Here is a 24,344-nt window from a genome sequence, read left to right on the forward strand (position 1 = left end):
TGTGAAAAAATGAGCGAGTTAATTACAAAAGCGAAACAATTAAAACAGGCTACAAAACAATTGTCCGTGTTGTCTACGGAAGAAAAAAATGAAGCGTTAGCGATGATCGCTGATGCGCTCGTTGCGCAACAGTCATACATTTTACAAGAAAATGAAAAAGATATGATCGCAGGCAAAGAAAACGGTCTATCCCCTTCGTTGCTTGACCGGTTGCAATTAACAGAAGAACGGATCATGCAAATCGTGGATGGCGTCCGTCAAGTGATTACCCTTCCAGATCCTGTTGGGGAAACGATTGAAGAATGGACGCGACCAAATGGACTACATCTCAAACAAATTCGCGTGCCGCTTGGCGTTGTCGGCATGGTGTATGAAGCGCGGCCAAACGTCACCGTCGATGCGGCAAGTCTTTGTTTAAAAACAGGAAATGCCGTATTGTTGCGTGGCAGTTCATCGGCCATCCATTCAAATAAAGCGCTTGTTTCCGTTATGCAAGAGGCGCTAGAACGATCTCCGATTCCTGCGGACGCCATTCAACTGTTGGAAGATACGAGCCGTGAGACAGCACAACACATGTTTCGTTTAAAAGAATATTTAGACGTTCTCATCCCGCGTGGCGGCGCTGGCCTTATTCAATCGGTCGTCGAAAACGCCACGATCCCTGTGTTAGAAACAGGCGTCGGCAACTGCCATATTTTTATCGACGAATCTGCGCAAAAACAAATGGCGATCGACATTGTTCTGAACGCGAAACTCCAGCGCCCGTCCGTATGCAACGCGGTCGAAACAGTATTGATTCACGAAAAGTGGCCATATACAAAAGAATTGCTTGAAACGTTGCACGAAAAAGGGGTTGAACTGCGTGCTGATAAACAGTTGGCGACCATCTATCCGTTCATCCGCGAAGCGACGGAAGCTGACTGGGCAACCGAATTTTTAGCCCCGATTTTAGCGGTGAAGCCTGTTAAAAACGTCGAGGAAGCGATTGAGCATATCGATCGCTACGGCACGAAACACTCGGAAGCGATTATTTCCGAATGCAACGAACACGTCCAACAGTTTTTTGCTCGCGTCGATGCCGCTGTTTTGTACCATAACGCCTCCACCCGCTTTACCGACGGCGAACAGTTCGGATACGGCGCTGAAATCGGCATTAGCACGCAAAAACTGCACGCCCGCGGACCGATGGGCTTGCGCGCCATCACGACAACAAAAACGCTCGTGTACGGGAATGGGCAAGTGCGGACATAAAAAACCAGCCTCCACGTGAGGCTGGTTAAAACATGTTTAATAACTTCTTTCACTCACAAGCTGCTTACTACATAATCGCTTCTAACACTTCCACAAATCGCTTGCGTCTTCCATCCCATTTTGCTTCGTCTAACCGCAAATGAAGCGGAATGTCGCAATGAATAGTCGCGAGTTTGCGCGATAAATGAAGCAAGTCGAGATGTTCGGTTATTTTTTGTTGCTGTGCTTTTGTTAAGTTCGCTAAGTTTTCCATGATTCCTTCAATGGAACCGTATTGTTGAATAAGTTTAAACGCTTGTTTTTCTCCGATGCCGCGCACGCCTGGGTAATTGTCGCTTGCATCGCCCATGAGCGCTTTCACATCGATAAGTTGCTGTGGCTGAATCCCTTTTTCTTTAATAAAGCGTTCGAGCGTGTACGCCTCATAGTTGCCGATGCCTTTTGCCAACAAATAGACGGTGACATGCTCTGAAAGAAGCTGAAATAAATCGCGGTCTCCGGTCATAATCGAAATGCGCATCTCATCACGATATTGCTTCACAAGTGAGCCGATGCAATCGTCCGCCTCCGCACCAAGCACACCGATATTCGGAATACCGAGCATCGCAACCGCTTCTTTTGCTAAATCAAACTGAGGAATTAATTCATGCGGCGGCTCGCCACGATTTGCCTTATAGTCTGGAAACCATTCGGTGCGAAACGTCGTGCTTCCCATATCCCAGCAACAAACAACATGCGTCGGTTGAAGCACATTTGTCGCTGCTTCGATTTGTTTCACTACCCCATATACGGCGTTCGTCGGCACGCCACGGCTATTCATCATCCATCTCGGCGCTGTCGCATAAAACGACCGAAACAATAACGCCATCCCGTCGATTAATAACAAATGTTCTCGTCCCATCGTTCGTTGTCCTTTCTCTATGTATCTATGAAACATAGTATAACAAAAAACCCTGTATCCCATAGAAAAAAACCACCCTTATGACAAAAGGTGGCTTGTATTTGAAAAGCGAATCGTTTGTTTTTTTGTTAATTCCTCATCAATCGTTAGTAACTCTTTTTTCTCCCAGCTGACGAAGTAGTCTTCCCATAAGACGTGACAACGATCATCCGTCACCTCTAACACAATTCCTCTCGTTCCATCAAGGGCATAGACGACGCAGTCTCCGATGTGAAACATGGCGATCACCCTAGACGGAAGACGATGCCATAGCCGCCGCGTGGATATTCCCATTGAATGTTTTCATACGGACAGCCGATGCGACAGCTGCCGCACTCATGACACCCTTCATAGCCGACGTGCATCCGGACTTCTTCCCATTTATAGACAGACGCTGGGCAAAAAATCGTACAAATTTTATCCGGGCATTTCGTTAAACAAATATTCGGATCCAGCACGTGAAGATGTGATTTCGTATCGGCATTGAAGCGGACTAAATATTGTTTTTCTTCAATCGTTTGCGCCTTCATCATTTCATCACCTTCCATGCTTTCATCATATCGCGCGCCAGCTTAAATTTTTGTTTCGTCGAGCCGAGGTCACGCCAAATCTTTTGCTGTTTCTCCCATTTTGATGCGCCGTCGACCGTAAACATTTGGCTTGCTGCGCGGTTGAGCATCGGGATGTATTGCTCAAAATATTGCGGGAATCGCTCAAAATGATGCGTCGCATCTTTGTATTTTTTCAAATCTTGCCCGATAAAGCTTTCCATGAGTTTCATTCGGTATTGGTCGAGCATGCTTTCGGAAAAGTCGTTTTGCGACTTCGCCATGATGATCGTTTCCGCTGCCAACCGTCCGGATGTCATCGCCATATTCGATCCTTCGCGATGAATCGCGTTGACAAGCTGTGCAGCGTCGCCGACGACGAGCACCCCGTTGCCCGCAACTTTCGGAATCGAATGATAACCGCCTTCTGGAATTAAGTGCGCTAAATATTCGACTGGTTCGCTTCCTTGAATATATGGGCGAATCATTGGATGATTTTTCACATGCTCAAGCAACTCATACGGCTTAATTTTATGTTTAATTAATCCTGATAAAAGCGTTCCGACCCCGACGCTTAACGTATCTTTATTCGTATATAAAAATCCGGTTCCTAAAATACCTTTTGTTGCATCGCCAAAAATTTCGATCGTACAGCCTTGGTTCGGCTCGAGATTGAACCGGTCTTCAATGATGTTTTTATCGAGTTTTAAAATTTCCATCGTTGCTAAAGCGACTTCATCCGGTCGCCATTCACGATGGAAGCCAAGCTGTTTTGCTAAAAGGGAGTTGACGCCGTCCGCTAACACAACGACATCGGCATAAATGTCGCCATCTGGACGGTCTGTACGGACACCGACGACGTGGCCGTTTTCAACAATACATTCGACCGCCACCGTTTCACAAACAAGTAGCACTCCTTGTTCGACGGCTTTTTCCGCAAACCATTGGTCAAATTTCGCACGCAATACGGTAAAGTTGTTGTACGGTTCACGTCCCCACTCTAACCCTTTATAGCTAAACGTTATGGCCGATTCTTTATCCATCATCATAAACCGCTGTTCGACAATCGGCCGTTCAAGCGGAGCTTCTTTATAAAATTCCGGAATGATGTCTTCCATCATTTTCCGATACAACACACCGCCCATGACGTTTTTCGCGCCAGGATATTCGCCGCGCTCAAGCAGCAGTACGTTTACCCCTGCTTTTGCTAGTTCATAGGCACAAGCCGTTCCCGCTGGCCCTGCACCAACGACGATACAATCAAATTTTTCAGGCATTGGCAATCCCCTCCTTCGCTCCAGCTGCCGCCTTTATTTTAGAAATCTCTTCTTTGAACCGTTCAATCAATAGCGGCACAATTTCAAACGCATCGCCGACAATTCCGTAATGGCATGATTGGAAAATGGGCGCGTTTGCGTCTTTATTAATCGCAATAATCAACTCCGAGTTTTGCATGCCGACGACGTGCTGAATCGCTCCCGAAATACCGATCGCAAAATAAATTTTCGGTGTCACCGTCACACCCGTTTGTCCGACTTGGTGATGATGGTCAATCCATCCTGCCTCCACGACATCGCGGCTCGCCCCAACCGCACCGCCAAGCACTTCTGCGAGCTGATGAATGAGTTGGAATCCTTCTTTGCTGCCCATCCCTTTTCCGCCAGCAACAATAATATCTGCTTCATCAATGCGCGCTTTTTTCGTCGTCTCTCTTACAATCTCTAACACTTTCGTCCGCATCTCTTCTTCGCGCAGTTTAATATGTTCTTCTACTATTTTTCCTGTTCTTGACGGATCTGGTGGTAACGCTTTCATGACTTTCGGGCGAACGGTTGCCATTTGCGGACGATATTTTTTGCATAAAATCGTCGCCATAATGTTGCCGCCAAACGCCGGTCGGCTCGCTAGCAGTAAACCGGTATCTTCTTCAATATCGAGCATCGTCGTATCAGCCGTCAAACCGGTCGGCAAATCGGTAGCAATGGCGCTCGCTAAATCTTTTCCCGTCGGCGTCGCACCATATAACAACACTTCCGGCTTATACTTTTCACAGCAATCAAGCAGCGCGCGCATGTATGGCTCTGTTCGATAATATTCAAAAATTAGGTCATCGTATACGTAAACGATATCTGCACCGTACGTAAACGCTGTGGAGGCACGCGGTTTTACACCGCTTCCAATTAATACGCCTGCCAATTCTGTTTTCCGTTTGTCCGCGAGCTGTCTTCCTGCCCCTAATAATTCAAGCGAGACAGGCGCAATATTCCCGTCTTTTACTTCTAAATACACCCATATTCCCCGGTAATCGTCAAAGTTCATCATTCTTCTAGCGCAGGAGACCCCCACTTCAACGAGTGAAAAGGAGTAAGTGGGGGAGGAATGCGCCTTCCTCCTTTCTTTTTGTGTATGATATAATAAAGGTATGGAGAAAACCGTTGAATAAAGGCACTCCATCTGTTGCTACTCGATGTAGGGAGTTGGTTGCAGGAAACGTTGCAACCGTAAACAATAGAGCGTACATCCGTCTGTTGTGCGTGGAAGTCAAGTACTGCCTACAGACATGCCGAGCCACTCGGTAGCGACATAGGCATGACCTGTGTCGTTGGGTAGTCGTCAACCTGCCCCTGATGCAACCCCAAGCCAAGGAAGGAGGACAACGTCCGCTCGCACTTCTGGGGAGTTGCAAGCCCCCACTTCGAGCGTTAGCTAAGTGGGGGTAGTTGACGCCCTTCTCCCCCTATTGAAACAACTCTTTTTTCGCTAAGACGAGCGAAAGCAATTGTTCGACTTTTTCTTTCGTACTTCCTTCGAGCAATTTTCCATCTTCTGGTTTTGGCGGTGCCCATACTTTTGCAACAATCGTTGGAGATCCTTTTAGTCCTAACTGTTTGCGGTCAACGTTTTCTAAATCGTCTGCGGTCCAAATCGTTGGTTGATAACGTGCAGCTTTAATCATATTTGGCAAAGGTGCAAAGGAGATGTCGTTAATTTCTTTTTCAACGGTAAACAAGCACGGCAATGTCGATTGGACGATTTCATAGCCGTCTTCTAACTTGCGTTGAACGATCGCATAACCTTTTTCTTTGTTAATTTCAACAACTTTTTTTACACCTGTGAGAGGAGGAATGTTTAAACGGCGGGCAATTCCCGGTCCGACTTGCCCCGTGTCTCCGTCGATCGTCATTTTTCCGCAAATAACGAGGTCGATCGGACGTTGCTTCGCGATTTTTTCGAGCGCTTTTGTGAGAGCATAGCTCGTCGCGAGAGTATCTGCGCCGGCAAACGCGCGGTCGGAAATCATATGCCCTTCATCCGCGCCAAGCTCAATGCATTTTTTAATCGCCTTTACCGCTGGAGGAGGCCCCATCGTCAACACCGAAACCGTTCCCCCATACTTCTTTTTCAAGCGAACGGCTTCCTCTACCGCATGAGCATCATACGGATTTAAAATGGCCGGCGCGCTCGCTCGATCCATTGTATTCGTTTTTGGATTCATTTTAATGATTTTCGTATCAGGAACTTGCTTAATACAGGCTACAATATGTAGCATAATGTCCCCCCCAATATAAGTTTTTTGCTCGTTTGTTCACATGAGTGAATGGTGCGACCACCCTACTCTATTGTTATTTGACAGTCTGTATAGATATTCTAACATATACAATAAATTCCCTGTTGCCATTGAAAGAAAATTTAATATTTCGTTCACAAAAAAATGGACCATTTTGCACTGAAAAGCAACAGTGCTACATGGTCCAATGAAAAGCTCAATCAAATTTTTTATCGTTTGGCCAAACAGCCATTTCTCACTAATTCTTCTAATACTCCTGCTACACCATCTTCATCGTTTGTCACAGTGATAAAATCCGCTTGTTTTTTCACTTCATTTGAGGCATTCCCCATCGCGATACGGTAGCCAGCAACCGCAAACATCGAAAGGTCGTTATGGCTGTCGCCGACGACAATCGTATCAGCAAGATCGATTCCATAGTAAGAAGCGAGCTTTTTGACCGCTTTCCCTTTCGTCGCCTGTTGATGGTTCACTTCGATATTGTTTGGATGCGAAGAGGTCACCGTCAACTCGGAAAACGCTTCAAACTTCACGGAAGCATCTTTTAGTCGAGATGGATTTAAAGAAAATACGAGAACTTTATAGAAAACGAGTGACTCGTTGTTCCATACATCGCTCAAATTTTGCACATATGTTACGCGCGCTTGTTGAAACTGTTTTTCGACAATGCGCTTTAAATCTCGATGCTGTTCGCTTACATCATTTGCAAGCGCTTCTAAATGCTCACGGTTATGCAGTCCTACATAAACCGCTTCGTTTGTATAAATTTCGCAGTACAAATCCGGCTGCTCCCGCACCCATTGCAAAATTGGAATGAGCGCCTGTTTGTTTAACGGAATGTCACTTATGACCGTCCCATCTATAAGCGTAATCATCGCTCCGTTCAGCCCGATCACTGGGCAGGCAATCCCTGCTTTCGCTAACAGTTCATACGCATCTTTGTACGCTCTTCCCGTCGCAATCGCCACCACATGGCCCGCCTCTTGCGCTTCAACTATCGCTTCTTTATTTCTTTGACTAATTTGTCCACTCGAATTCAACAGCGTGCCGTCCATGTCTAACGCAATCAACATAATTCATTCCCCCGTTTCTTTCATGGGACTTGGCAGTGTTGTACCACCGCTTAAGCTCTTTCCCATTATAATACAAAAACTAGGGGAGTGGGGAGGGATTTGCATGCAAACTGTTGCTATTTTATAAAGCACTATTACTGAATTTACATATATATAAATGCAATTTGGAACTTTAACGTTTTCGTCTTTTATGGAGTAATCGGTATGTTTCGACTGTCGGGTGACCGAACAACACCGCTTCCAGACAAATGCATTTGTCTGTGAAGCGGTTGGTTGTTTGGTCCTCTGTCACGCGAAGGCGTGACGAGGGCAAGTCACAGACTTGCCTCCGACAGTCGAAAAAATAGGGAGTCTACTTTTTCGCCAGCCATAAGTTAAACCTCCCAGTTGTATTTATATAGATGGTGAGAGGAAGAACGGCTGACGACAAATCTATGCAATCTCATAAATGGGGAGGAGAAAATATTTTTATCCGTTACTCAACAACCTAACCTGTTAGCAACTTCCTAACTGAATCGCATCCGTTTCTTCGTCCCATCGCGCACAAATTCCTTTTCGTGTTTCTAGGAAGGTATAAACTTTTTTGCCGATTTGGATGACCGTTCCTTCCCAAACGTTGTTCATTCGAATTGTTTCCCCTTTTGGAACTGCTAATATCGTCTTAATGCCAAAGGAAGAGCCGACTTCCTTCACTTGAATGCCTTTTTGGGCGTATACTTCTCCCCCGCGTAAAATGCCGTCGATCATTAGCTTTCCTCCTGCGTAAATGTTGCAATTATAGCACCCTTTTCCCGACACAATCACATCCCCGCTGCAATGAATGATGCTGTTAAGGGCATACGATAGTTCAACCGAATCCATTGCATCTGTTTGTTCGTATTGGCTCATAAACTCATTGATTTGACGGAGCAAATCCGCAAAGCTTTCAAGATAGTGGAAATGATTCGGCTTTTCTGCCATAAAGCACGTCTGCAAACGGTCGCTAATCTCGACCCACGTCTCGTCCAATACATCTTTTTTATTTTGACAAGCTGTTTCATATTTTTTCACCGCTTCTGCAAGCGAGTGAAACTTAGTTTCGAGCAGTTTTTTGACGATAATATAAATATCTTTTTCTTCTAGTTTTGAAAACATGATTAATTGCTGAAGCGCTAAAATCATTTTTTCGAGCTGTTGCCGAATATCGTTCAATAGTGCCGTCAATTCCGCAATAACGATTTTTTGTTCGCCGGATACGACCGTACCACCGATAAGGTTATGATGGATCAAAATCGATTGTTGTGCTTGAATTTTCGCACGGTTAACGTTTTGAAAAACCACGACGCTGCCAACCGCTTCTACTTCCATTCCATCTTGGACGTTTCCGGTAATTTCAACATCTCCTTTAAAACGGATATTCCCTGTTGAAAGATCGACATCACCTTGATGGACAAGTTTGGGAATAATCGAGGCAATGACCGTGCGGCCTTTTTCAACGATTTGCGGCCGTCCGGACTGCGTAGCTACAAGGCTTGTTCCATCAGCTGATATGGTAACTCCTTTTCCTAGATGAACATGAACGGGAAACGTATCGCGGGTCGGAATGAGTTCACCCGTCACTCTTCTGCCCGGAATGCCTAGCTCAGGGGGATGAATGATGGCGATCACTTCCCCTTCTTGAACGCTCGAAATGATTTCCGTTTCCCGATAGTCAACCGTTCCATCTTGCCTTACCTTTGGCTTTTTCGACTGATCTGCTCCTACTTTTAGTTCGACCCAACCATCTCTTCCTTCTTGCGGCGGCGTTCCTTCAGCAATGACAACGCTTACCTTTTCGTTTGCCTGAAGCGCTTCCTTTATTTTATCGTCGTTCACCCCATGCACAATGCGCAGTTGTTTCAGTTTGTTTGCCACTTCTTCATAAGTAATCGTGTGCTCGACTTCCGTTTGTAACTGAGCATTTAAATGCATATGTTTCGTTGGCGGAAGATCATTCAATACGTATCGTCTTCGAACAGCCGGTTCAACAGTTAAGATTGCTTGCATTTTCTGCGAATCCACAGTGATGCTCCATACAGCATCGATTTTTTCTTCTTCCTCAACATAAACTTCAAATTCATCGCCTTCTTCGATCGTAATCGTATCGTTTACTTCTTTCCCATTGCGAAATAGCATAATCCCTGTTCCTTTTGTAATCGTAGGGCGCTCTGTAGGAGAACATTCGTAAAATAGTTTCCCATCTTTCAACCATACTTTTGCTTGCGGCTGTTCCGGCTGCGCGGGACTAATTTTTGTAATTTTTACAACTGCTTCCTGTGAAACTAAGCCGAACATCCGCTTCTTTTCGGCTTGAATTACTTCGATTAACACTTGTTCGCGCGTCGCCTGCAACTGTTCAAGCCCTAAACGGATCGCCTCGTCGACCGTACTTCCTTTTGAAATGACGCTTTCCACCCTTGCTTCCCCCTTCTTTCGACGCACGTTAATTACTTACTATTATATACAAATCATTTTTTAGAAATAGTGCCAAAAGTAGGACTAACGCACTATTTTTTTTAATTTATATAAAACAACCATAAGTTTCTTATCGCGCAACTTGTGAATGTTTATATTTCTAAATCTAAAATCCATCTAATAAGAACACTTTTTAGCAACATTCATGAGTCGTTTTACCATTTACGAAAACAACAACTTCGATCGTTATTATGTTTACATAAAACTATTTAAAAATAGTGGAAAAGGTGAGCAACATTCATCATTGCCCACCTTTTCCACTGGATTGATAATATATAAAAAGGTTAAATTCTCATAATTCCACCTGTGCTTGCGGAAGTGACGAGTTTTGAGTAGCGAGCTAAATACCCGGTTTTTACTTTCGGCTCAAAACCTTTCCAATTTACCTTTCGTTTTTCCCATTCTTCTTCAGAAATTTGCACATCAATCGTTCGCTTTACGATATCGATGACGATATGATCACCGTCCTCAACAAATGCGATCGGTCCGCCTTCTGCAGCTTCAGGCGATACGTGTCCGATCGATAATCCGCGGGAAGCACCGGAGAAACGCCCGTCTGTAATAAGCGCCACTTTCGGTCCAAGCCCCATGCCAACGATTTGTGATGTCGGTGCCAACATCTCTGGCATGCCTGGTCCTCCTTTTGGCCCTTCATAACGGATAATCACGACATGCCCCGGTTTCACTTTTCCGCTTGCAATGCCTTCAAGCGCTTCTTCTTGGGAATCAAAGACGATCGCCGGACCTTCATGACGGGTAATGCTACCTTGAATACCACCTGTTTTAATAATCGCACCATCCGGCGCCAAATTTCCAAATAACACTGCCAAACCACCTGTTTCCGAGTACGGATTGTCAATCGGGCGAATCACATCATAGTTTTTCACTTCACAGCCAGCAATGTTTTCACCAAGTGTCTTGCCGGATACCGTCAATGCATCAAGATGGAGCGTGCCTTCTTTTTTCGCTAACTCATTCAATACTGCAGATACGCCGCCGGCTTCGTGCAAATCTTCAATATGCATGTCCGAAGCAGGCGCCAGCTTGGCTAAATGCGGAACGCGGGAGGCAACTTCGTTGATACGCTCTAACGGATAGTCGATACCCGCTTCATTTGCAATAGCCAACGTATGTAACACAGTGTTGGTTGAGCCGCCGAGCGCCATATCAAGCGCGAACGCGTTGTCGATCGCTTTTTCCGTGACGATGTCGCGCGGTTTAATATCGTGCTCGATTAAGTACATGAGCTGCTTAGCAGAGCGCTTTACAAACTCTTTCCGTGCCGGATCAATCGCTAAAATCGTTCCGTTTCCAGGCAGCGCTAAGCCAAGCGCTTCAGCCAAACAGTTCATCGAATTGGCTGTAAACATGCCTGAACACGACCCGCACGTCGGACAGCCGTATTGTTCGAGCTCTTGCAAAGCTTTTTCATCAATTTTACCAGCTTGATACGCCCCAACCCCTTCAAACACCGATGAAAGTGAAATTTTCCGGCCATCGCTCGTGACCCCCGCTTTCATCGGTCCTCCGCTTACAAAAATGGTCGGAATGTTCAAGCGCATCGCTGCCATCATCATGCCTGGCGTGATTTTGTCGCAGTTCGGAATACAGACCATACCATCAAACCAATGTGCTGACACGACCGTTTCCACCGAATCGGCGATAATTTCGCGGCTTGGCAGCGAGTAGCGCATTCCGATATGCCCCATTGCGATGCCATCATCAACGCCGATCGTATTCATTTCAAACGGCACGCCACCTGCTTCGCGAATCGCTTCTTTCACAATTTTCCCGAATTCCTGCAAATGAACGTGTCCCGGAATAATGTCAATATAAGAGTTGACGACGGCAATAAACGGTTTATCAAAATCTTCTTCTTTCACCCCCGCTGCCCGCAGCAAACTTCGATGTGGGGCTCGGTCAAATCCTTTTTTGATCATATTGCTTCGTAACTGTTTCAACTTTCATCCCTCCATTAGTCCCTTATATTTTTAATATTGTATCACTTTTACGAATAGATTGACAATTAAAAAGGTAGAAGCAATTAGACAAAATGATCATAGCGAAAACGGATGAAAAATGTTGTCGAATGTTGTCGGATATAAAAAGAACCGTTGATATATAAGCTGCAATAAAGAATTTCCGATTTTTCGTTTCCATTTTCATCTCAATACAAGTTGACGTGGCGAGTGATCAGTTTGGAAGTAAAACAAAATTTCAACTATAGTGACAATAATGTTTAAAAATATCGGGATTGATATCTCGATATTCTTTTTTGTTTGCGATATTCCGATATTTTTTTATAATAGACAATAGGGAGGTGAAACAATGGAGCAAGAAACAATGGTGAAAGAAATTTTAAATGCGTTAGATTTTTTTTCGACACAGATTCGTACACAAATTGCCGAAATGAACGACAAATTCGAAGCGCAAATAAAAGAGATGAATGAGCGGTTCGAAGCAAAAATGAAAGAAATGAATGATCGATTTGAAACAAGAATGAAAGAGATGAACGACCGATTTGAAACAAGAATGCAGGAGATGAACGACCGATTTGAAACAAGAATGCAGGAGATGAACGACCGATTTGAAACGAAAATGCAAGAAATGAACGAACGGCTGGAAGCAAGAATCGATCGGCTAGAAGACGAAATGAACGAACGATTCAACCGATTAGAAACAAAAATTGACAGCTTGCGCATCGAACTTACAGAAACACAAGAAACCGTTGACTTCCACTCTACTAAAATCGCCCAACACGAACGAAAACTCCGCAAGCTATATAGACAGCTTTAACCCCTTTTGATGTACTCTTCCATTTCAATCATCATAATAAAGAAGAGCCTGCGCGCTCTTCTTTTTATGTTTTAGTTGCTAAAACAAAAATCGCGACAAATAGGTAACAGCGGTTACTGTGACCGGGCTAAGCAAGGTGGACAAAAAGACTGCCTGTGCTGCATAGTCGGGATGATGGCCGTATTCAAGCGCATATAGCGCAGTATTTCTCGAACACGGATACGCACTTGCGATCAACAACGCCTGCGCTGTCACTCCTTTAAGATGCAAGGTAAAGATAATGACGAGCGCAATGATCGGCGAAAGCAACAAACGGCCAAACACCGTAAGAAATAAAAGCGCCGGCATGCGCTTTAAGTCGATATACGCCATTTGCGCTCCCAGCGTTAACAAAGCCATCGCCAAAAAAGCGGCAGCGATATGCTCAAGCGGATTCCAAATAAACGACGGAATCGGAACGTGGAACGAACGAAAAACCAATCCGAACACAAGGGCATAAATGATCGGATTTTTCAAAAATTCAACAGCGATTTTTCCGCCGTTTTCATTTGCAGATATGAACTTAAACACACCGTATGTATTCGTTAAAAAATTTTGAAAAATCGTCACAACAATTTGAATTGACAGCCCTAACGGCTCATGGCGAAATACAAGCTGACTCACCGGAATGCCAAAGTTGCCGGAGTTGTTTAACACGATCGTGTTTTGAAACGTCGCTGCTAAACTTCGGTCAAGTTTCAACCATTTCGCCATGATTGCACTAATAGCAATGAGCGTACCGTTTTGCAAAATAAGAAATGAAAGGACGCCAAATAATATCCCACTCGCCATGTTGCTTTCATATACATTCACAAATCCAACCGCCGGAAGCAAAAAATACGTCGTCACTTTCGACAGCGTATTCATATCAAAATGAAACAACCGATGCAAAAAAGCACCTGTCCCAATTAACAAAAACAATGGTAAAATCACTTCAATAACAATCTGTATAAAAATATTCAATGGAAGAGCCCCCCTTTTAAATTAAAAGTTACACTAAAATCTTTTCAATCGATAAATTCTTTCTGGTCTTCCTACAGATCCATACGAAACATCAGCTGTTACTAATGAAATGGATACTAAATATTCTAAATACCTCCTCGTGGTCGTCCGGCTGACACCAATCAGCTTGCTAACTTCTTCAGCTGTTACCTCTTCTTGATACTGCTTCATCACAGCCAGCACTTTATCCAATGTCAGCCGGTGAATTCCTTTTGGAAGTTCTTTGTCCGCATCGCTTAGTGCATAGTCTCGTCGAATAAGTTCGTCAATTTCTTCTTGGGTAATCATCTCTTTTGCATTCATCATCCGATGCATTTTATCGTAATATTCTTTATACCTAACTAATGTTTCGGTAAACCGTTCAAGCATGATCGGTTTAATAATATAATCAAACACCCCTCCATGCATTGCTTGCTTTAGCGCATCAATCTCTCTGGCAGCTGTAATCATAATAATATCAATATTTGAAAAACTCTCGCGAATCCATTTCAAAAAATTAAGACCATGCATATCCGGAAAATAAACATCCAGTAAAATCAATTCTGGTTGAAGTATCGTGACAAATTCTTTTGCTTCTTGTTCGTTTGTAGCAATTCCCACGACTTCATATCCTGCCACTTTATCGACAAACCGTCTGTTAATTTCTGCAATCCTCTTATCATCTTCAATAATAAGAACTCGAATCGGTTTCGTCATCTCTCATCCTCTCCCGTCCTCCGTTCGTTTTGGAATGACAACCGTAAAAACCGTGCCTTTTCCTATTTTGGTGTCGTACGTAATATACCCGTGCAATGCCATCAATGATTTTTTCACTAAATCAAGACCATAGCCGTGATGCATTCCAGATTTTGTCGAAAATCCTTTTTGAAATATTTGAAGCCCCTGTTTTTCTTCAATTCCTATTCCTGTATCCTCTACTTCAATAATAAGATCCTCACCAAGATCGGTGAAAAATACAGTTACTCTCTTTTCTTCACGCCCATTCTGCAATACTGCTTCCATGGCATTATCAATAATGTTACCAATGATCGTAACAAGGTGGTCTCGATCAATATTTGAAGGAATATCTCGAAAACTACTTTGTCGGTCGATATCAAAATGAACTTTTAGTTCACTTGCTTTGTTAAATTTACCAATCAATAATCCTCCGATAACAGGATCTGGGATTTCTCTCATCACAAAACGCACAATATCTTGTTGAACGTTCGTTTCCTTTGTAATTAATTCAAGCGCCTCTTCATAAGATTCGAGCTGAATTAATCCAGAAATAACATAAAGTTTATTTGAAAATTCATGCGTTTGTGCGCGAAGAGCCTCTGCGTAGCTTTTTACTTGGGACAACTCCTTCGTTAACCGATAAAGCTCGGATTTATTCCGAAACGTCGACACAGCCCCAATGACAGTTTCATTCTTGTCAATAATCGGAATGCGATTGGCAATCACTGCTTGTTCCCCTATTACCATTTCAACATCGTACTCTGCTTTTCCCGTTTTGATTACATCTAACAATTGGGAATGAGGAATAATGTCTAAAATATGCTTCCCTAACACATTATGCTCTGTTTCACATTCCAACATTGCCGTCGCCGTCTTATTTACCATCGTAACAAGCCCATCTTGATTAACAGCAATAATCCCCTCACGAATCGCTTCTAATATTGCCTGTTTTTCTTGATAAAGAAGCCCGATTTCTTTCGGTTCTAGCCCATGGATTGATTTTTTTACGGTTCTAGCAATCATTACAGAACCGATGACACCAAGCAATAGTGCAATAATAGAAAAAAGAAAAATCTTGATACCATACGACCATACAACCTCTTGTATATCTTCGATCATAAACCCGACTGAGACAATCCCGATCACTTGACCTTGTTGATCAAAAATAGGGGCTTTCCCGCGAATCGATGGACCGAGCGAGCCAACGGCTTCCGAAATAATTGATTTTCCTCGGACAACTTCTTCGTTATCCCCTCCGACCATTTTTTTCCCGATCCTCTCCGGAAACGGATGAGAATAACGAATCCCTTCTTTATTCCCAACCACCACATACTCAGCTCCGGTTTTACGCCGAATCATTTCTGCAAACGGCTGAATTTGTTTATGCGGCTCTTTTTGCTGAAAAGCGTCCTTTACTAACGGAACAGCCGCCACGCTTTCAGCGACATTTAACGCGCGCATTCCGATTTGCTCCTTTAATGTGACAGCCAACATCCGCTGAAATAAAAACGACAAAAATACAATTACCAAAAGAAGCAACGAACAAATAATGACAATGAGCTTCGTTTGTAATCTCATCGTATCACCTTTCTAAAAAGAGAAAGACTAACTGCTGGACGCAGCAAGTCTTCCTTTTTTACATATCTTCGTTTACAACGACCGATTTCCCTTTTAATTTCATCACAAACGGAACAACAATCCATAAAATCGCCGCGATCAGCAAGACAAGCGAAATCGGTTTTTCTAAAAATACGAAAAAATCACCGTTCGAAGCAGTAAGAGCTCTTCTCATATTATTTTCAATCATTGGCCCCAGCACAAGTCCTAACACAAGAGGTGCAAGCGGAAAATCGTGCGAAGCGAGCAAATATCCTAACACTCCAAAACCAAGCAATAAAAAGATGTCAAATGTCGTTACTTGGACGGCATACACACCGAAAATAGAAATAGCAATAATAAGTGGCAGCAAATATTTAGACGGTGTTTCAATAATTTTTGCAAACACTTTTACGAGCGGCATATTTAAAATGAGAAGCATCACGTTACCAATAAACATACTAGCAATTAATCCCCACGCTACATCTGGATGTTCGTCAAAAAGTAATGGACCGGGTTGCACGTTATACATCATTAGAGCCCCCATTAAAATCGCCGTTGTTCCCGAACCTGGGATTCCTAGCGTTAAAAGAGGAATCATCGCTCCACCGGAAGCCGCATTATTCGCAGATTCTGGCGCAGCAACCCCAGCGATTGTCCCTTTTCCAAATTTCTCAGGATGTTTACTTATTTTCTTTTCCAACATGTAAGAAAAAAACGAGGCCAACGTAGCTCCAGCCCCCGGCAATATTCCGACTAAAAAGCCAAGAAGCGAGCCGCGAGCAATCGGACCAGCACTTTCTTTTAATTCTTCTTTCGACGGAATAATCCTCCCAATTTTTGCAATGCCGTCATTATTTTGCTCGTTATAAAGAATGGCTTTAAACACTTCTCCAAGCGCGAAAAGCCCAACCGCAACGGTTAAAAATTCCAATCCTCCATAAAGAAACGAAATATTATACGTAAACCGTGCTACCCCTGATACACTATCAAGGCCAATCGTTGAAAGCAATAATCCAAAAACCGTCATCATCCAAGCTTTCGTCATCGAATTTCCAGCCAGTCCGCTGACTGCTGCCAACCCGAGAAGCATTAGCGAGAAATATTCTGCCGGTCCAAACTTTAGTGCTACGTTCGAAAGAGGTTCTGCCAACAACACAAGCGCAATTAGTGAAACAATTCCCGCTACAAACGAACCAATCGCTGCAATGGCTAATGCGGAGCCTGCCCTTCCTTGTTTCGCCATTTGGTACCCATCAAGCGCCGTAACAACCGACGACGATTCCCCAGGTGTGTTCAATAAAATAGAAGTCGTGGAACCGCCATACATAGCCCCATAATATACGCCAGCGAGCAAAATAATGGAACTTGTTGCGGCCTGTGCCGGTTCAAACCCTGATGTCATGGAGGCTGTAACAGGAATTAATAGCGCCACCCCGCTCATCGGGCCTATTCCTGGCAAAACACCGACAGCCGTTCCAATCAGTACGCCAAGAAAGGCAAAAAATAAATTATGCAACTGCAACGCCGTTTGAAAACCATCAAGAAGAAATGTCACGCTCGTTCCCCCCCTACCTCAACCAAATCGGCCAACTTGGCAACGTCCCTTGCAGCATCTTAACGTATAGTCCATACACTCCTAACGAAAAACAGGCGGCAATAATGATTGATTTCCGTATCGAACCTTTTTCCATCGTCTGAAATCCGATGATAAGGAAAAGAAACGTAGTAATTACATATCCAATTGGTTCGAGTAATATAGCGTAAAGAATGGCGGAGATGAATATAATCCAAAATTTTTTATATTGTAGCCGTTGTTTTTCCCCACGAATTGATGGATACCGCATCGTTTCGAATAACAACTTAATGCTAAGCAATACAAGAATAAGCCCTAACAAAAATGGAAATACGTTTGGACCGACTACACTTCCATAAGCACTCTTTGAAATTCGTAAACTCTCTATCATAAACAGTACTCCTATTGCTAAAAACGTCAAAGTCGCAATACGGTCAAACGTTTTGTTCATCGGCACACCTTCCTTTCAGTTAAGAAAAGAGGGAGAGAATTCTCTCCCGTCCATTTATTTATGCATGCCAAGCGACTTCAACATATCGCTAATCAGCGTTTCTTGCTCTAGTAAAAACTGCGTAAACTCCTTTGAACCTTTGTAATCCGGTTGCCATCCTTGTTTCTCTAACTCTTCTTTCCATTTTTCATGCTCGGATAGTTTTTGAAATGTTTCTTCCCAAAACTTTTTCGCATCTGCAGACATTTCTTTCGGACCAAACACCCCTCGCCAAATTGTAAATTCTGCATCGAGGCCAAGTTCTTGCATCGTTGGGACATCTTTTAAATCTCCGTGAAGGCGTCCCGGCGCAGAAACAGCAAGTACTTTTACTTTTCCAGCTTTCACATACTCACCGACCGAGGAAGCATCTGTCGCAATAACATCTGCGTTTCCACCAAGAAGAGCGGCAATGGCCTCACCGCCACCATCGTATGAAACGTATTTGACCACTTTCGGATCAATACCTGATTTATAAATTGGAAGGATCGCCACTAAATGGTCCATCGAACCTGGTGCCGATCCGCCAGCGATTGTGACAGACTTTGGATCTTTTTTAATTTCATCAAGTAACTGAGATAATGACTGGAATTGGGAATCAGCTTTGACAACGATCGCGCCAAAATCTTTCGTCAATTGCGCAAGCGGAGTAGTATCTTTATAGCCAAACGGGCTGTTCCCTTCTGCTTTTAAATTATTAATGATGATCGGCGGAGAATTGACAAATAGCTTATAATCATTTTTTGTATCTTGAGTGGCATACTCTGCCATAAACACTGCTCCACCGCCACCTGGTTTATTTTCCACCGTCATCGTTTGCTCAACAAGATTAGTTTCACTTAATACTTTCGTAATCGCCCGTGCCGTTAAATCCCATCCCCCTCCAGCCCCTGAAGGAGCCACAATTACAATCGGTTTCGTCGGATAATCAGACTGCTTTTCAGATGCCTTCGTTGCCGTATTCGTTCCTTTTGTTGCCGAACTGCTTCCACATGCGCTAATAACTAACACAACCAACCCTATAACCAACCAATTAACCCATTTTCTCACCATTTTCTTCCCCCTTGTTTTTTGATAGCGTTTACATATTCGGAAGTAATTATAGCAATAATTTTCTGAAAAATAAGTTTTTGAAAATAAAAATAATTTTGTGCATTTTGTGCATGAAAAAACACTCCTCTTACTGAAAGGGAGTGATGAATATCTGTTTTCGGAAATAAAAATTTTTCCCTCTCATCACAAAGCGTACTTAACAAACGGTATATTTTACATACTAAAGATTACGTTTGTACAACTTTTCAGAGCGTGAATTAAACGTGGTCTAAAAAGTCAAGTGTAACTTTCGGTGAAACGCCATTTTGTTGTATATTTTTCTCACCCTTTGTCTTTTCTTGTCCACACAATTCCGTTATACTATGGAAAGAGGAGGTGAGTGACGTGGAAGAGAAAACGATGCTGAAGGAAATTTTAAAAGCATTGGATTTGTTTGCATCAGACGTTCGTTCACAGATCACAGCGTTAGACAAAAAAGTGCAAACGTTAAGCGAGCAAATGCAAGAGATGAACGACCGATTCGAAGCAAAATTCGAACAAGTAAATGAGCGTATGCAAGAAATGAATGACCGATTCGAAAAACGAATCGATCAGCTCGAAGACGAAATGAAAACAAAATTTAGCCGAATAGAAGCGAAACTGGACGGTTGGCGAGTGGAATTGATCGAAACGCAAGAAACAGTCGACTTCTTTTCACACAAAACGCTTCAGCACGAACAAAAAATCCGCAAATTATCCCAGCAACAATAACCTCGTCAGCTCATGTTTCTCACCATGGAAACCCCGCCTCCTAAACGGAAGCGGGGTTTCTTCACTTCTTAAGAACATCTACTTGTTCCTTGATTGCCAGCGCAAGCGGATGATCAGCCGACAATTGTGCGTATTGCAACAACGCTTCCTCGATTCCGCGTTCGTAGATTGTTTTCTGCAACTTGACTGCTTCTATGTCTTCTTTGTAGTCGAACAATAGAAGCGCGGCAATTCCTTTTACTAACCCTTGTGGAATTTCATCGAACAAATTGTAATATTGGGAAGCTGGGCTAACGAGGCGATCGTTCGCACCGAGCTTACGAATTGGCGAACGCGCCACCCGTGTCACTTCATCGGTAATCGCAGAGTTTGTGAATCTTTGAATAATTTTTTCGATATATGCTCCATGTTCTTCGGCGCTCCACCCGTACTTCTCGATCAACACGCGCCCCGACTCATGAAGCGCTTTCGTAACGTCTGCACGTACTGAAGCATCTTCCATCGCTTCGTTAATGGTCGGATACTGTTTGTAATACCCTAAATAAGCAGCAAGTGCATGACCAGTATTCACTGTAAACAATTTCCGTGTAAAGTAAACGTCATTTTGTCTGACATATTCTTGTCATTTTTAAAAAACAAAAAAATCGCCCAGCGAACAAATGTCACAGGGCGAATCATGTTTTCACGTTTCAAGCACGACGGGCTCATTTTTTCATCAATTCGTTGAAGAGGGTTTGAAGATCATTGGCCGTATAGTTTGGTGTCACATCCAATACATCCATCACACCGCTTGTTCGATTAATCCATGCGGTTTGAAAGCCAAAGTGACTAGCACCAGCAATATCCCATGCGTTTGAAGACAAAAATAAGATCTCTTCCGGTTTTACGTTTAATTGACTGCATACATGCTGATACGCAAGCGGAGACAGTTTGTATTGCTTCACCTCATCTACGCTAATGATATGAGTAAAATATTTTGCAACCCCCGCATGATCGAGCAACGGTCGCAACATATCAAACGATCCGTTCGAAAAGACAGCCATCGTTTCATTGCTCAACATTTGCAGCACGCGTTCTACCTCTTCAAAAGGAGAAAGTTTTAAATAGGCTTGCAATAAATCTTCCATGATTTCATTCGTAATCGGAACGTGCAAAGATCTGCATACATACTGCAGCGCCTCTTTCGTAATTTCATAAAAGGGCTTATAAGCGCCCATGACTTGACGCAAAAAACTATATTCTAACTGCTTTTGCCGCCATAATTGGCTGATGACCGTCCCTTTGTCAGCAAAATAAACCGTACATTTTTCACTAATCGAATACACATCGAACAACGTCCCATACACATCAAAGACATACGCTTTATAGTTCATATACTATCACCTTATCGAATGTTGTTGTTTCAAGTTTCACTATAAAAAGATTTTTCTTGGATTCAAAATGCCATTCAAGTCGAATTGTTGTTTAATGATTTCTTTTTTCTATTAAGAAACGTAAAAAACAAATAAGATCGAATATCCAGAATTATGCATTCGTTGTTTTTATCATAATATTCATTTTCTTCCATGTCAACTTCTATCACATAAACATTTTTCAAGAAAAAGGCATGCATTAAACAGATAGTGCTTTCGTATTCAAAATAACTTATGAACCGCTCATTAGCCGGTAGAGGTCTTATGTGAAGTTCCGTCTCCAAATTTGTATTTCCCTTCTTGATCGTGACACGGAGATATATAGAGCGAGCAGGAGCGATCGAAACTTTTGAAATATGGTTATCGAATAGCGTCGGCTTGTGTTAAAGTTTTCGGAACACCATAAGCAACTTCGCTAATAATAGTGAATCCGTTCTTGTTCAAAATTATATAGAGAGAGCCGTATGATGTTTATAAAGGGCCCTCCTTTTCCATTTCTAACAGCGTCATTATATCTTCAAAGTCAAACGGCGCTTCGCTTTTCAGCTTTTCAGCAAATGCGCTAATCGTTTGTAATACGGTCACGCTTTCAATCGGATGTTTTCCTGTTGCGCTTTCCGCCGACAGCATCACCGCATTCGTGCCGTCGAGCACCGCTTGAAAAATGTCGGTCACTTCGGCGCGCGTCGGCTTTTCTTGCTCAACCATCGACTGCAACATTTGTGTAGCTGTAATGACATACGTATGAAATCGATTGCATTCATAAATCATCGCCTTTTGCAAAAGCGGAACCCACGCCAACGGCAGTTCGACTCCTAAATCGCCGCGCGCCACCATAATTCCGTCTGCCGCTTCGCGAATGGCTCGAAAATTTTTCACCGCTTCTAACGTCTCTATTTTCGCGATGACCATCGGCTTTTTCGTGTTATTCATTGAAGCGATGAACTGGTGAGCTTCATGCAAATGAGCCGCTTCCCGAACGAATGAACACGCGACCATATCTACTTCTTCACGCAACAAAAATTGCAAATCGCGCTCATCTTTTTTCGTCAAAGCTGGCAATGATATTTTAGTCCCTGGCAAGTTGACACTTTTTCGACTCCCGATCGGCCCACCGATGATTACTTCTGTTTCGATTTCTTGTTCTCCTATTCGTTTGACGACCAATTCCACCGCTCCATCATTTAACAAAATTTTTGCCCCGACTGTGACGTCTTTCACCATTTGCTCATGATCTACCCTTGCTTCTTTGTCTGTTCCAATGCAATCAGTCGTGCGCAACGTAAACCGTTGTCCTTTTTGTAACATGACGGTGCCGCCTTGTATGTCGCCTAACCGAATTTTCGGTCCTTGCAAATCCCCTAATATTTTTACTTCCTTTCCTAATTGTTTATTTAACGAACGAACCGTTTCGATGACCTTTTGATGATTAGACTGTTCACCGTGCGATAAATTGAGTCTTACAACGGTCATGCCATGCTCCATTAAAGCTTGCAGCATGTCCCGGCGATTCGTCGCTGGTCCAATGGTGCAAATGAGATCGATTGCCATCTTTTCATCTCCTCTTTCAGAAAAATTTTCCTTTAGTTTGCCGCGATATCCTGTTTGTTAAACAAAATTTCTGCACAAAAAAAGACGAACGGGACGGAAACCCGTTCGGAAAAGGCATGGGCAGCCGACAAACTAAGCGTTACTGACTACGGCAAAAAAGATACCCTCGCTAGTTGTCCAGTACTTGCTATGCGGCTATATTTCTGTCGCTGACGCTTCTCGACCATATTTTTCTCAAAGGCACCACTAAAAGGAGGTAAACAGAGCCAAAGAGTGCGAAACTGATAGCCAAAATTTTTTGCGGATCGGTATAAGCATGCAGCACTAGGAACAAGATGATTCCGATCATCCGCCCCAATCCTAAAGGAATTTCACGAATAACAATATAATCTAAGCGTCGTTCTTGATAGGCTGGATCTTTTTCGATCGAAGCATACGTCCACGCATTAAACGTTGTTGTAATGAGATTGAATCCAATCGTCGATAGAATCGTATAAACAACGAGAATGGAAAATTCTTGTTTCATGCTGAGTACAACTGATGATACGCAAAGCAGCAATGCTCCGGCAGTATAAATGTTCAACCGCCGTTCAGGGTTAGAAAATCTAGACAACACAAATGAAGTAAGCATCCCCATCAAAGAGGCAAAAGTAGCAAATCCGCCAAGGACGAGCTCACTTTTTAAGATCGAGTACGCCATCATCGTCACAAGAAACGTCGAATACGTCCCCTCGACAACACCGGAGCCCATAGTCACCCAATACATCCCTTTCCATTCTCGAGATGGGTTTTTCCACACTTCAAGCAACTGGGATTGCTTCGATACTTGTTTTCCTTTCAACCTAAAGGACATTAACACAACCACTAAAAACCAAAGAAGGGTCATGCTAAAAACTAGATAATACCCTTTCATCCCTGCGTAACGCTCAATAAAATATCCTGCCAACATCGGAGCGAGCATCCCGCTGATGCTATTTAAAAGATTTCCTACGTAAAGAAACCGATCCCGCTTTTGGTCTTCCGTACTGTCCAAAGATTGCATATGCATTCCAATGGCAAAAAAACTCGCTCCTAATCCCATCAAAAATCCGATCTCGTAAATATGCGCCGGACTTTGTTCTTGATAAAACAATACGAAACCGAAAGTCAAAATAAAAAAGATGACGCCCAAACGCAAACTCGCCATCGGCGTTTTTTTACGAGCATAAGAAGCACAAAGCGGAAAACTGACTAAAATGACAAAAGACCAAATGAAACTGTACTTGGCCAAAAAAATGTATGATGAGTTCAACTTCCAAAGAAATACGTTGATGAACGTATTAGACATCCCGAATGCAAACGTAAAAAATGCCATCATCCACAAATATAGTCGAGCTTCTTTTGTCATTTCCTTACACCTTTCTAGAATAAAAGTTACCGTGAAACCATCCGTCTGCTCTACAACTGTAAGCAAAGAACGAAGCCGCTGCTACAGATGTCTTTCATCCCC

Annotated in this window: 21 protein-coding genes and 1 pseudogene; 3 read left to right on the forward strand and 19 right to left on the reverse strand. The window is 43.2% G+C overall.

Annotated elements, in window-relative coordinates; translation table 11 throughout:
• Positions 1-9 precede the first annotated feature (9 nt).
• Positions 10-1,251, forward strand: coding sequence for a glutamate-5-semialdehyde dehydrogenase (locus HNQ34_RS01095; RefSeq protein WP_183250919.1), 1,242 nt, complete (start codon positions 10-12; stop codon positions 1,249-1,251).
• 67 nt (positions 1,252-1,318) lie between these two features.
• Here the strand turns inward: HNQ34_RS01095 and HNQ34_RS01100 are convergent, their stop codons facing one another.
• From HNQ34_RS01100 to ilvD, 9 genes are all read right to left on the reverse strand, one after another.
• A complete protein-coding gene (locus HNQ34_RS01100; RefSeq protein ID WP_183250920.1) occupies positions 1,319-2,152 on the reverse strand; it encodes a 5'-3' exonuclease in 834 nt (277 codons plus the stop codon).
• 78 nt (positions 2,153-2,230) lie between these two features.
• Positions 2,231-2,431 (reverse strand): hypothetical protein, encoded by a 201-nt coding sequence (locus tag HNQ34_RS01105; RefSeq protein WP_183250921.1) that lies wholly within the window; start codon positions 2,429-2,431, stop codon positions 2,231-2,233.
• 5 nt (positions 2,432-2,436) lie between these two features.
• The gene (locus tag HNQ34_RS01110; protein WP_025948820.1) at positions 2,437-2,739 is read right to left on the reverse strand and encodes a ferredoxin family protein; all 303 of its coding nucleotides are present in this window, start codon (positions 2,737-2,739) and stop codon (positions 2,437-2,439) included.
• Positions 2,721-4,016, reverse strand: coding sequence for an FAD-dependent oxidoreductase (locus tag HNQ34_RS01115; RefSeq protein WP_183250922.1), 1,296 nt, complete (start codon positions 4,014-4,016; stop codon positions 2,721-2,723). The genes HNQ34_RS01110 and HNQ34_RS01115 overlap by 19 nt, the downstream gene beginning before the upstream one ends.
• Complete coding sequence (locus tag HNQ34_RS01120) at positions 4,009-5,058, reverse strand: electron transfer flavoprotein subunit alpha/FixB family protein (RefSeq protein ID WP_183250923.1); 1,050 nt, start codon at positions 5,056-5,058, stop codon at positions 4,009-4,011. The genes HNQ34_RS01115 and HNQ34_RS01120 overlap by 8 nt, the downstream gene beginning before the upstream one ends.
• 418 nt (positions 5,059-5,476) lie before the next feature.
• Entirely contained in the window at positions 5,477-6,289 is an 813-nt protein-coding gene (locus HNQ34_RS01125; RefSeq protein ID WP_183250924.1) for an electron transfer flavoprotein subunit beta/FixA family protein, read from the reverse strand.
• Positions 6,290-6,516: 227 nt separating this feature from the next.
• The gene (locus HNQ34_RS01130; RefSeq protein WP_183250925.1) at positions 6,517-7,380 is read right to left on the reverse strand and encodes a Cof-type HAD-IIB family hydrolase; all 864 of its coding nucleotides are present in this window, start codon (positions 7,378-7,380) and stop codon (positions 6,517-6,519) included.
• Positions 7,381-7,875: 495 nt separating this feature from the next.
• Positions 7,876-9,813, reverse strand: a complete 1,938-nt coding sequence (locus HNQ34_RS01135) for a FapA family protein (RefSeq protein WP_183250926.1) — start codon at positions 9,811-9,813, stop codon at positions 7,876-7,878.
• A gap of 344 nt (positions 9,814-10,157) precedes the next feature.
• Positions 10,158-11,834 (reverse strand): dihydroxy-acid dehydratase, encoded by a 1,677-nt coding sequence (ilvD, locus tag HNQ34_RS01140; RefSeq protein ID WP_183250927.1) that lies wholly within the window; start codon positions 11,832-11,834, stop codon positions 10,158-10,160.
• A gap of 367 nt (positions 11,835-12,201) precedes the next feature.
• Here ilvD and HNQ34_RS01145 point away from each other — a divergent pair, with 367 nt between their 5' ends.
• A complete protein-coding gene (locus HNQ34_RS01145; RefSeq protein ID WP_183250928.1) occupies positions 12,202-12,669 on the forward strand; it encodes a hypothetical protein in 468 nt (155 codons plus the stop codon).
• A 78-nt stretch (positions 12,670-12,747) separates the two neighbouring features.
• On the opposite strand, the gene HNQ34_RS01150 is transcribed toward HNQ34_RS01145, so the two are convergent.
• From HNQ34_RS01150 to HNQ34_RS01175, 6 genes are read right to left on the reverse strand one after another with little or no spacing between them, the layout of a single operon-like run.
• Positions 12,748-13,671 carry an AEC family transporter gene (locus HNQ34_RS01150; protein ID WP_183250929.1) on the reverse strand — a complete coding sequence of 308 codons (924 nt, stop codon included), beginning with the start codon at positions 13,669-13,671 and terminating at the stop codon, positions 12,748-12,750.
• Positions 13,672-13,704: 33 nt separating this feature from the next.
• Positions 13,705-14,406 (reverse strand): response regulator, encoded by a 702-nt coding sequence (locus tag HNQ34_RS01155; protein ID WP_183250930.1) that lies wholly within the window; start codon positions 14,404-14,406, stop codon positions 13,705-13,707.
• Between the two features lie 3 nt (positions 14,407-14,409).
• Positions 14,410-16,005, reverse strand: a complete 1,596-nt coding sequence (locus HNQ34_RS01160; RefSeq protein WP_183250931.1) for an ATP-binding protein — start codon at positions 16,003-16,005, stop codon at positions 14,410-14,412.
• Between the two features lie 58 nt (positions 16,006-16,063).
• On the reverse strand, positions 16,064-17,581 hold the full coding sequence (locus HNQ34_RS01165) for a tripartite tricarboxylate transporter permease (RefSeq protein ID WP_183250932.1): 1,518 nt from the start codon (positions 17,579-17,581) through the stop codon (positions 16,064-16,066).
• 13 nt (positions 17,582-17,594) lie between these two features.
• Positions 17,595-18,050 carry a tripartite tricarboxylate transporter TctB family protein gene (locus HNQ34_RS01170; RefSeq protein ID WP_183250933.1) on the reverse strand — a complete coding sequence of 152 codons (456 nt, stop codon included), beginning with the start codon at positions 18,048-18,050 and terminating at the stop codon, positions 17,595-17,597.
• 54 nt (positions 18,051-18,104) lie between these two features.
• Complete coding sequence (locus HNQ34_RS01175; RefSeq protein ID WP_183250934.1) at positions 18,105-19,142, reverse strand: tripartite tricarboxylate transporter substrate binding protein; 1,038 nt, start codon at positions 19,140-19,142, stop codon at positions 18,105-18,107.
• Between the two features lie 384 nt (positions 19,143-19,526).
• Between HNQ34_RS01175 and HNQ34_RS01180 the strand changes: the two genes are divergently transcribed.
• Positions 19,527-19,892, forward strand: coding sequence for a hypothetical protein (locus HNQ34_RS01180; RefSeq protein WP_183250935.1), 366 nt, complete (start codon positions 19,527-19,529; stop codon positions 19,890-19,892).
• Positions 19,893-19,953: 61 nt separating this feature from the next.
• On the opposite strand, the pseudogene HNQ34_RS01185 reads toward HNQ34_RS01180, so the two are convergent.
• The 4 genes and pseudogenes from HNQ34_RS01185 to HNQ34_RS01200 form a co-directional block, all read right to left on the reverse strand.
• A pseudogene (locus tag HNQ34_RS01185) lies at positions 19,954-20,487 on the reverse strand (mannitol dehydrogenase family protein); the annotation flags it as partial.
• 109 nt (positions 20,488-20,596) lie between these two features.
• Positions 20,597-21,265, reverse strand: a complete 669-nt coding sequence (locus HNQ34_RS01190) for a haloacid dehalogenase type II (RefSeq protein ID WP_183250937.1) — start codon at positions 21,263-21,265, stop codon at positions 20,597-20,599.
• Between the two features lie 510 nt (positions 21,266-21,775).
• The gene (pyk, locus tag HNQ34_RS01195) at positions 21,776-22,855 is read right to left on the reverse strand and encodes a pyruvate kinase (RefSeq protein WP_183250938.1); all 1,080 of its coding nucleotides are present in this window, start codon (positions 22,853-22,855) and stop codon (positions 21,776-21,778) included.
• 187 nt (positions 22,856-23,042) lie between these two features.
• On the reverse strand, positions 23,043-24,242 hold the full coding sequence (locus tag HNQ34_RS01200) for an MFS transporter (protein WP_183250939.1): 1,200 nt from the start codon (positions 24,240-24,242) through the stop codon (positions 23,043-23,045).
• Positions 24,243-24,344 lie beyond the last annotated feature (102 nt).

The sequence above is a fragment of the Anoxybacteroides tepidamans genome (genome assembly GCF_014201465.1).
Lineage (GTDB): Bacteria > Bacillota > Bacilli > Bacillales > Anoxybacillaceae > Anoxybacteroides > Anoxybacteroides tepidamans.

Bases quoted from the DNA above. Each gene is read 5' to 3' on its own strand.
- HNQ34_RS01095 (WP_183250919.1), top strand. From the start codon at position 10: ATGAGCGAGTTAATTACAAAAGCGAAACAATTAAAACAGGCTACAAAA.
- HNQ34_RS01100 (WP_183250920.1), bottom strand. From the start codon at position 2,152: ATGGGACGAGAACATTTGTTATTAATCGACGGGATGGCGTTATTGTTT.
- HNQ34_RS01105 (WP_183250921.1), bottom strand. From the start codon at position 2,431: ATGTTTCACATCGGAGACTGCGTCGTCTATGCCCTTGATGGAACGAGA.
- HNQ34_RS01110 (WP_025948820.1), bottom strand. From the start codon at position 2,739: ATGGAAGGTGATGAAATGATGAAGGCGCAAACGATTGAAGAAAAACAA.
- HNQ34_RS01115 (WP_183250922.1), bottom strand. From the start codon at position 4,016: ATGCCTGAAAAATTTGATTGTATCGTCGTTGGTGCAGGGCCAGCGGGA.
- HNQ34_RS01120 (WP_183250923.1), bottom strand. From the start codon at position 5,058: ATGAACTTTGACGATTACCGGGGAATATGGGTGTATTTAGAAGTAAAA.
- HNQ34_RS01125 (WP_183250924.1), bottom strand. From the start codon at position 6,289: ATGCTACATATTGTAGCCTGTATTAAGCAAGTTCCTGATACGAAAATC.
- HNQ34_RS01130 (WP_183250925.1), bottom strand. From the start codon at position 7,380: ATGTTGATTGCGTTAGACATGGACGGCACGCTGTTGAATTCGAGTGGA.
- HNQ34_RS01145 (WP_183250928.1), top strand. From the start codon at position 12,202: ATGGAGCAAGAAACAATGGTGAAAGAAATTTTAAATGCGTTAGATTTT.
- HNQ34_RS01155 (WP_183250930.1), bottom strand. From the start codon at position 14,406: ATGACGAAACCGATTCGAGTTCTTATTATTGAAGATGATAAGAGGATT.
- HNQ34_RS01160 (WP_183250931.1), bottom strand. From the start codon at position 16,005: ATGAGATTACAAACGAAGCTCATTGTCATTATTTGTTCGTTGCTTCTT.
- HNQ34_RS01170 (WP_183250933.1), bottom strand. From the start codon at position 18,050: ATGAACAAAACGTTTGACCGTATTGCGACTTTGACGTTTTTAGCAATA.
- HNQ34_RS01175 (WP_183250934.1), bottom strand. From the start codon at position 19,142: ATGGTGAGAAAATGGGTTAATTGGTTGGTTATAGGGTTGGTTGTGTTA.
- HNQ34_RS01190 (WP_183250937.1), bottom strand. From the start codon at position 21,265: ATGAACTATAAAGCGTATGTCTTTGATGTGTATGGGACGTTGTTCGAT.
- pyk (WP_183250938.1), bottom strand. From the start codon at position 22,855: ATGGCAATCGATCTCATTTGCACCATTGGACCAGCGACGAATCGCCGG.
- HNQ34_RS01200 (WP_183250939.1), bottom strand. From the start codon at position 24,242: ATGACAAAAGAAGCTCGACTATATTTGTGGATGATGGCATTTTTTACG.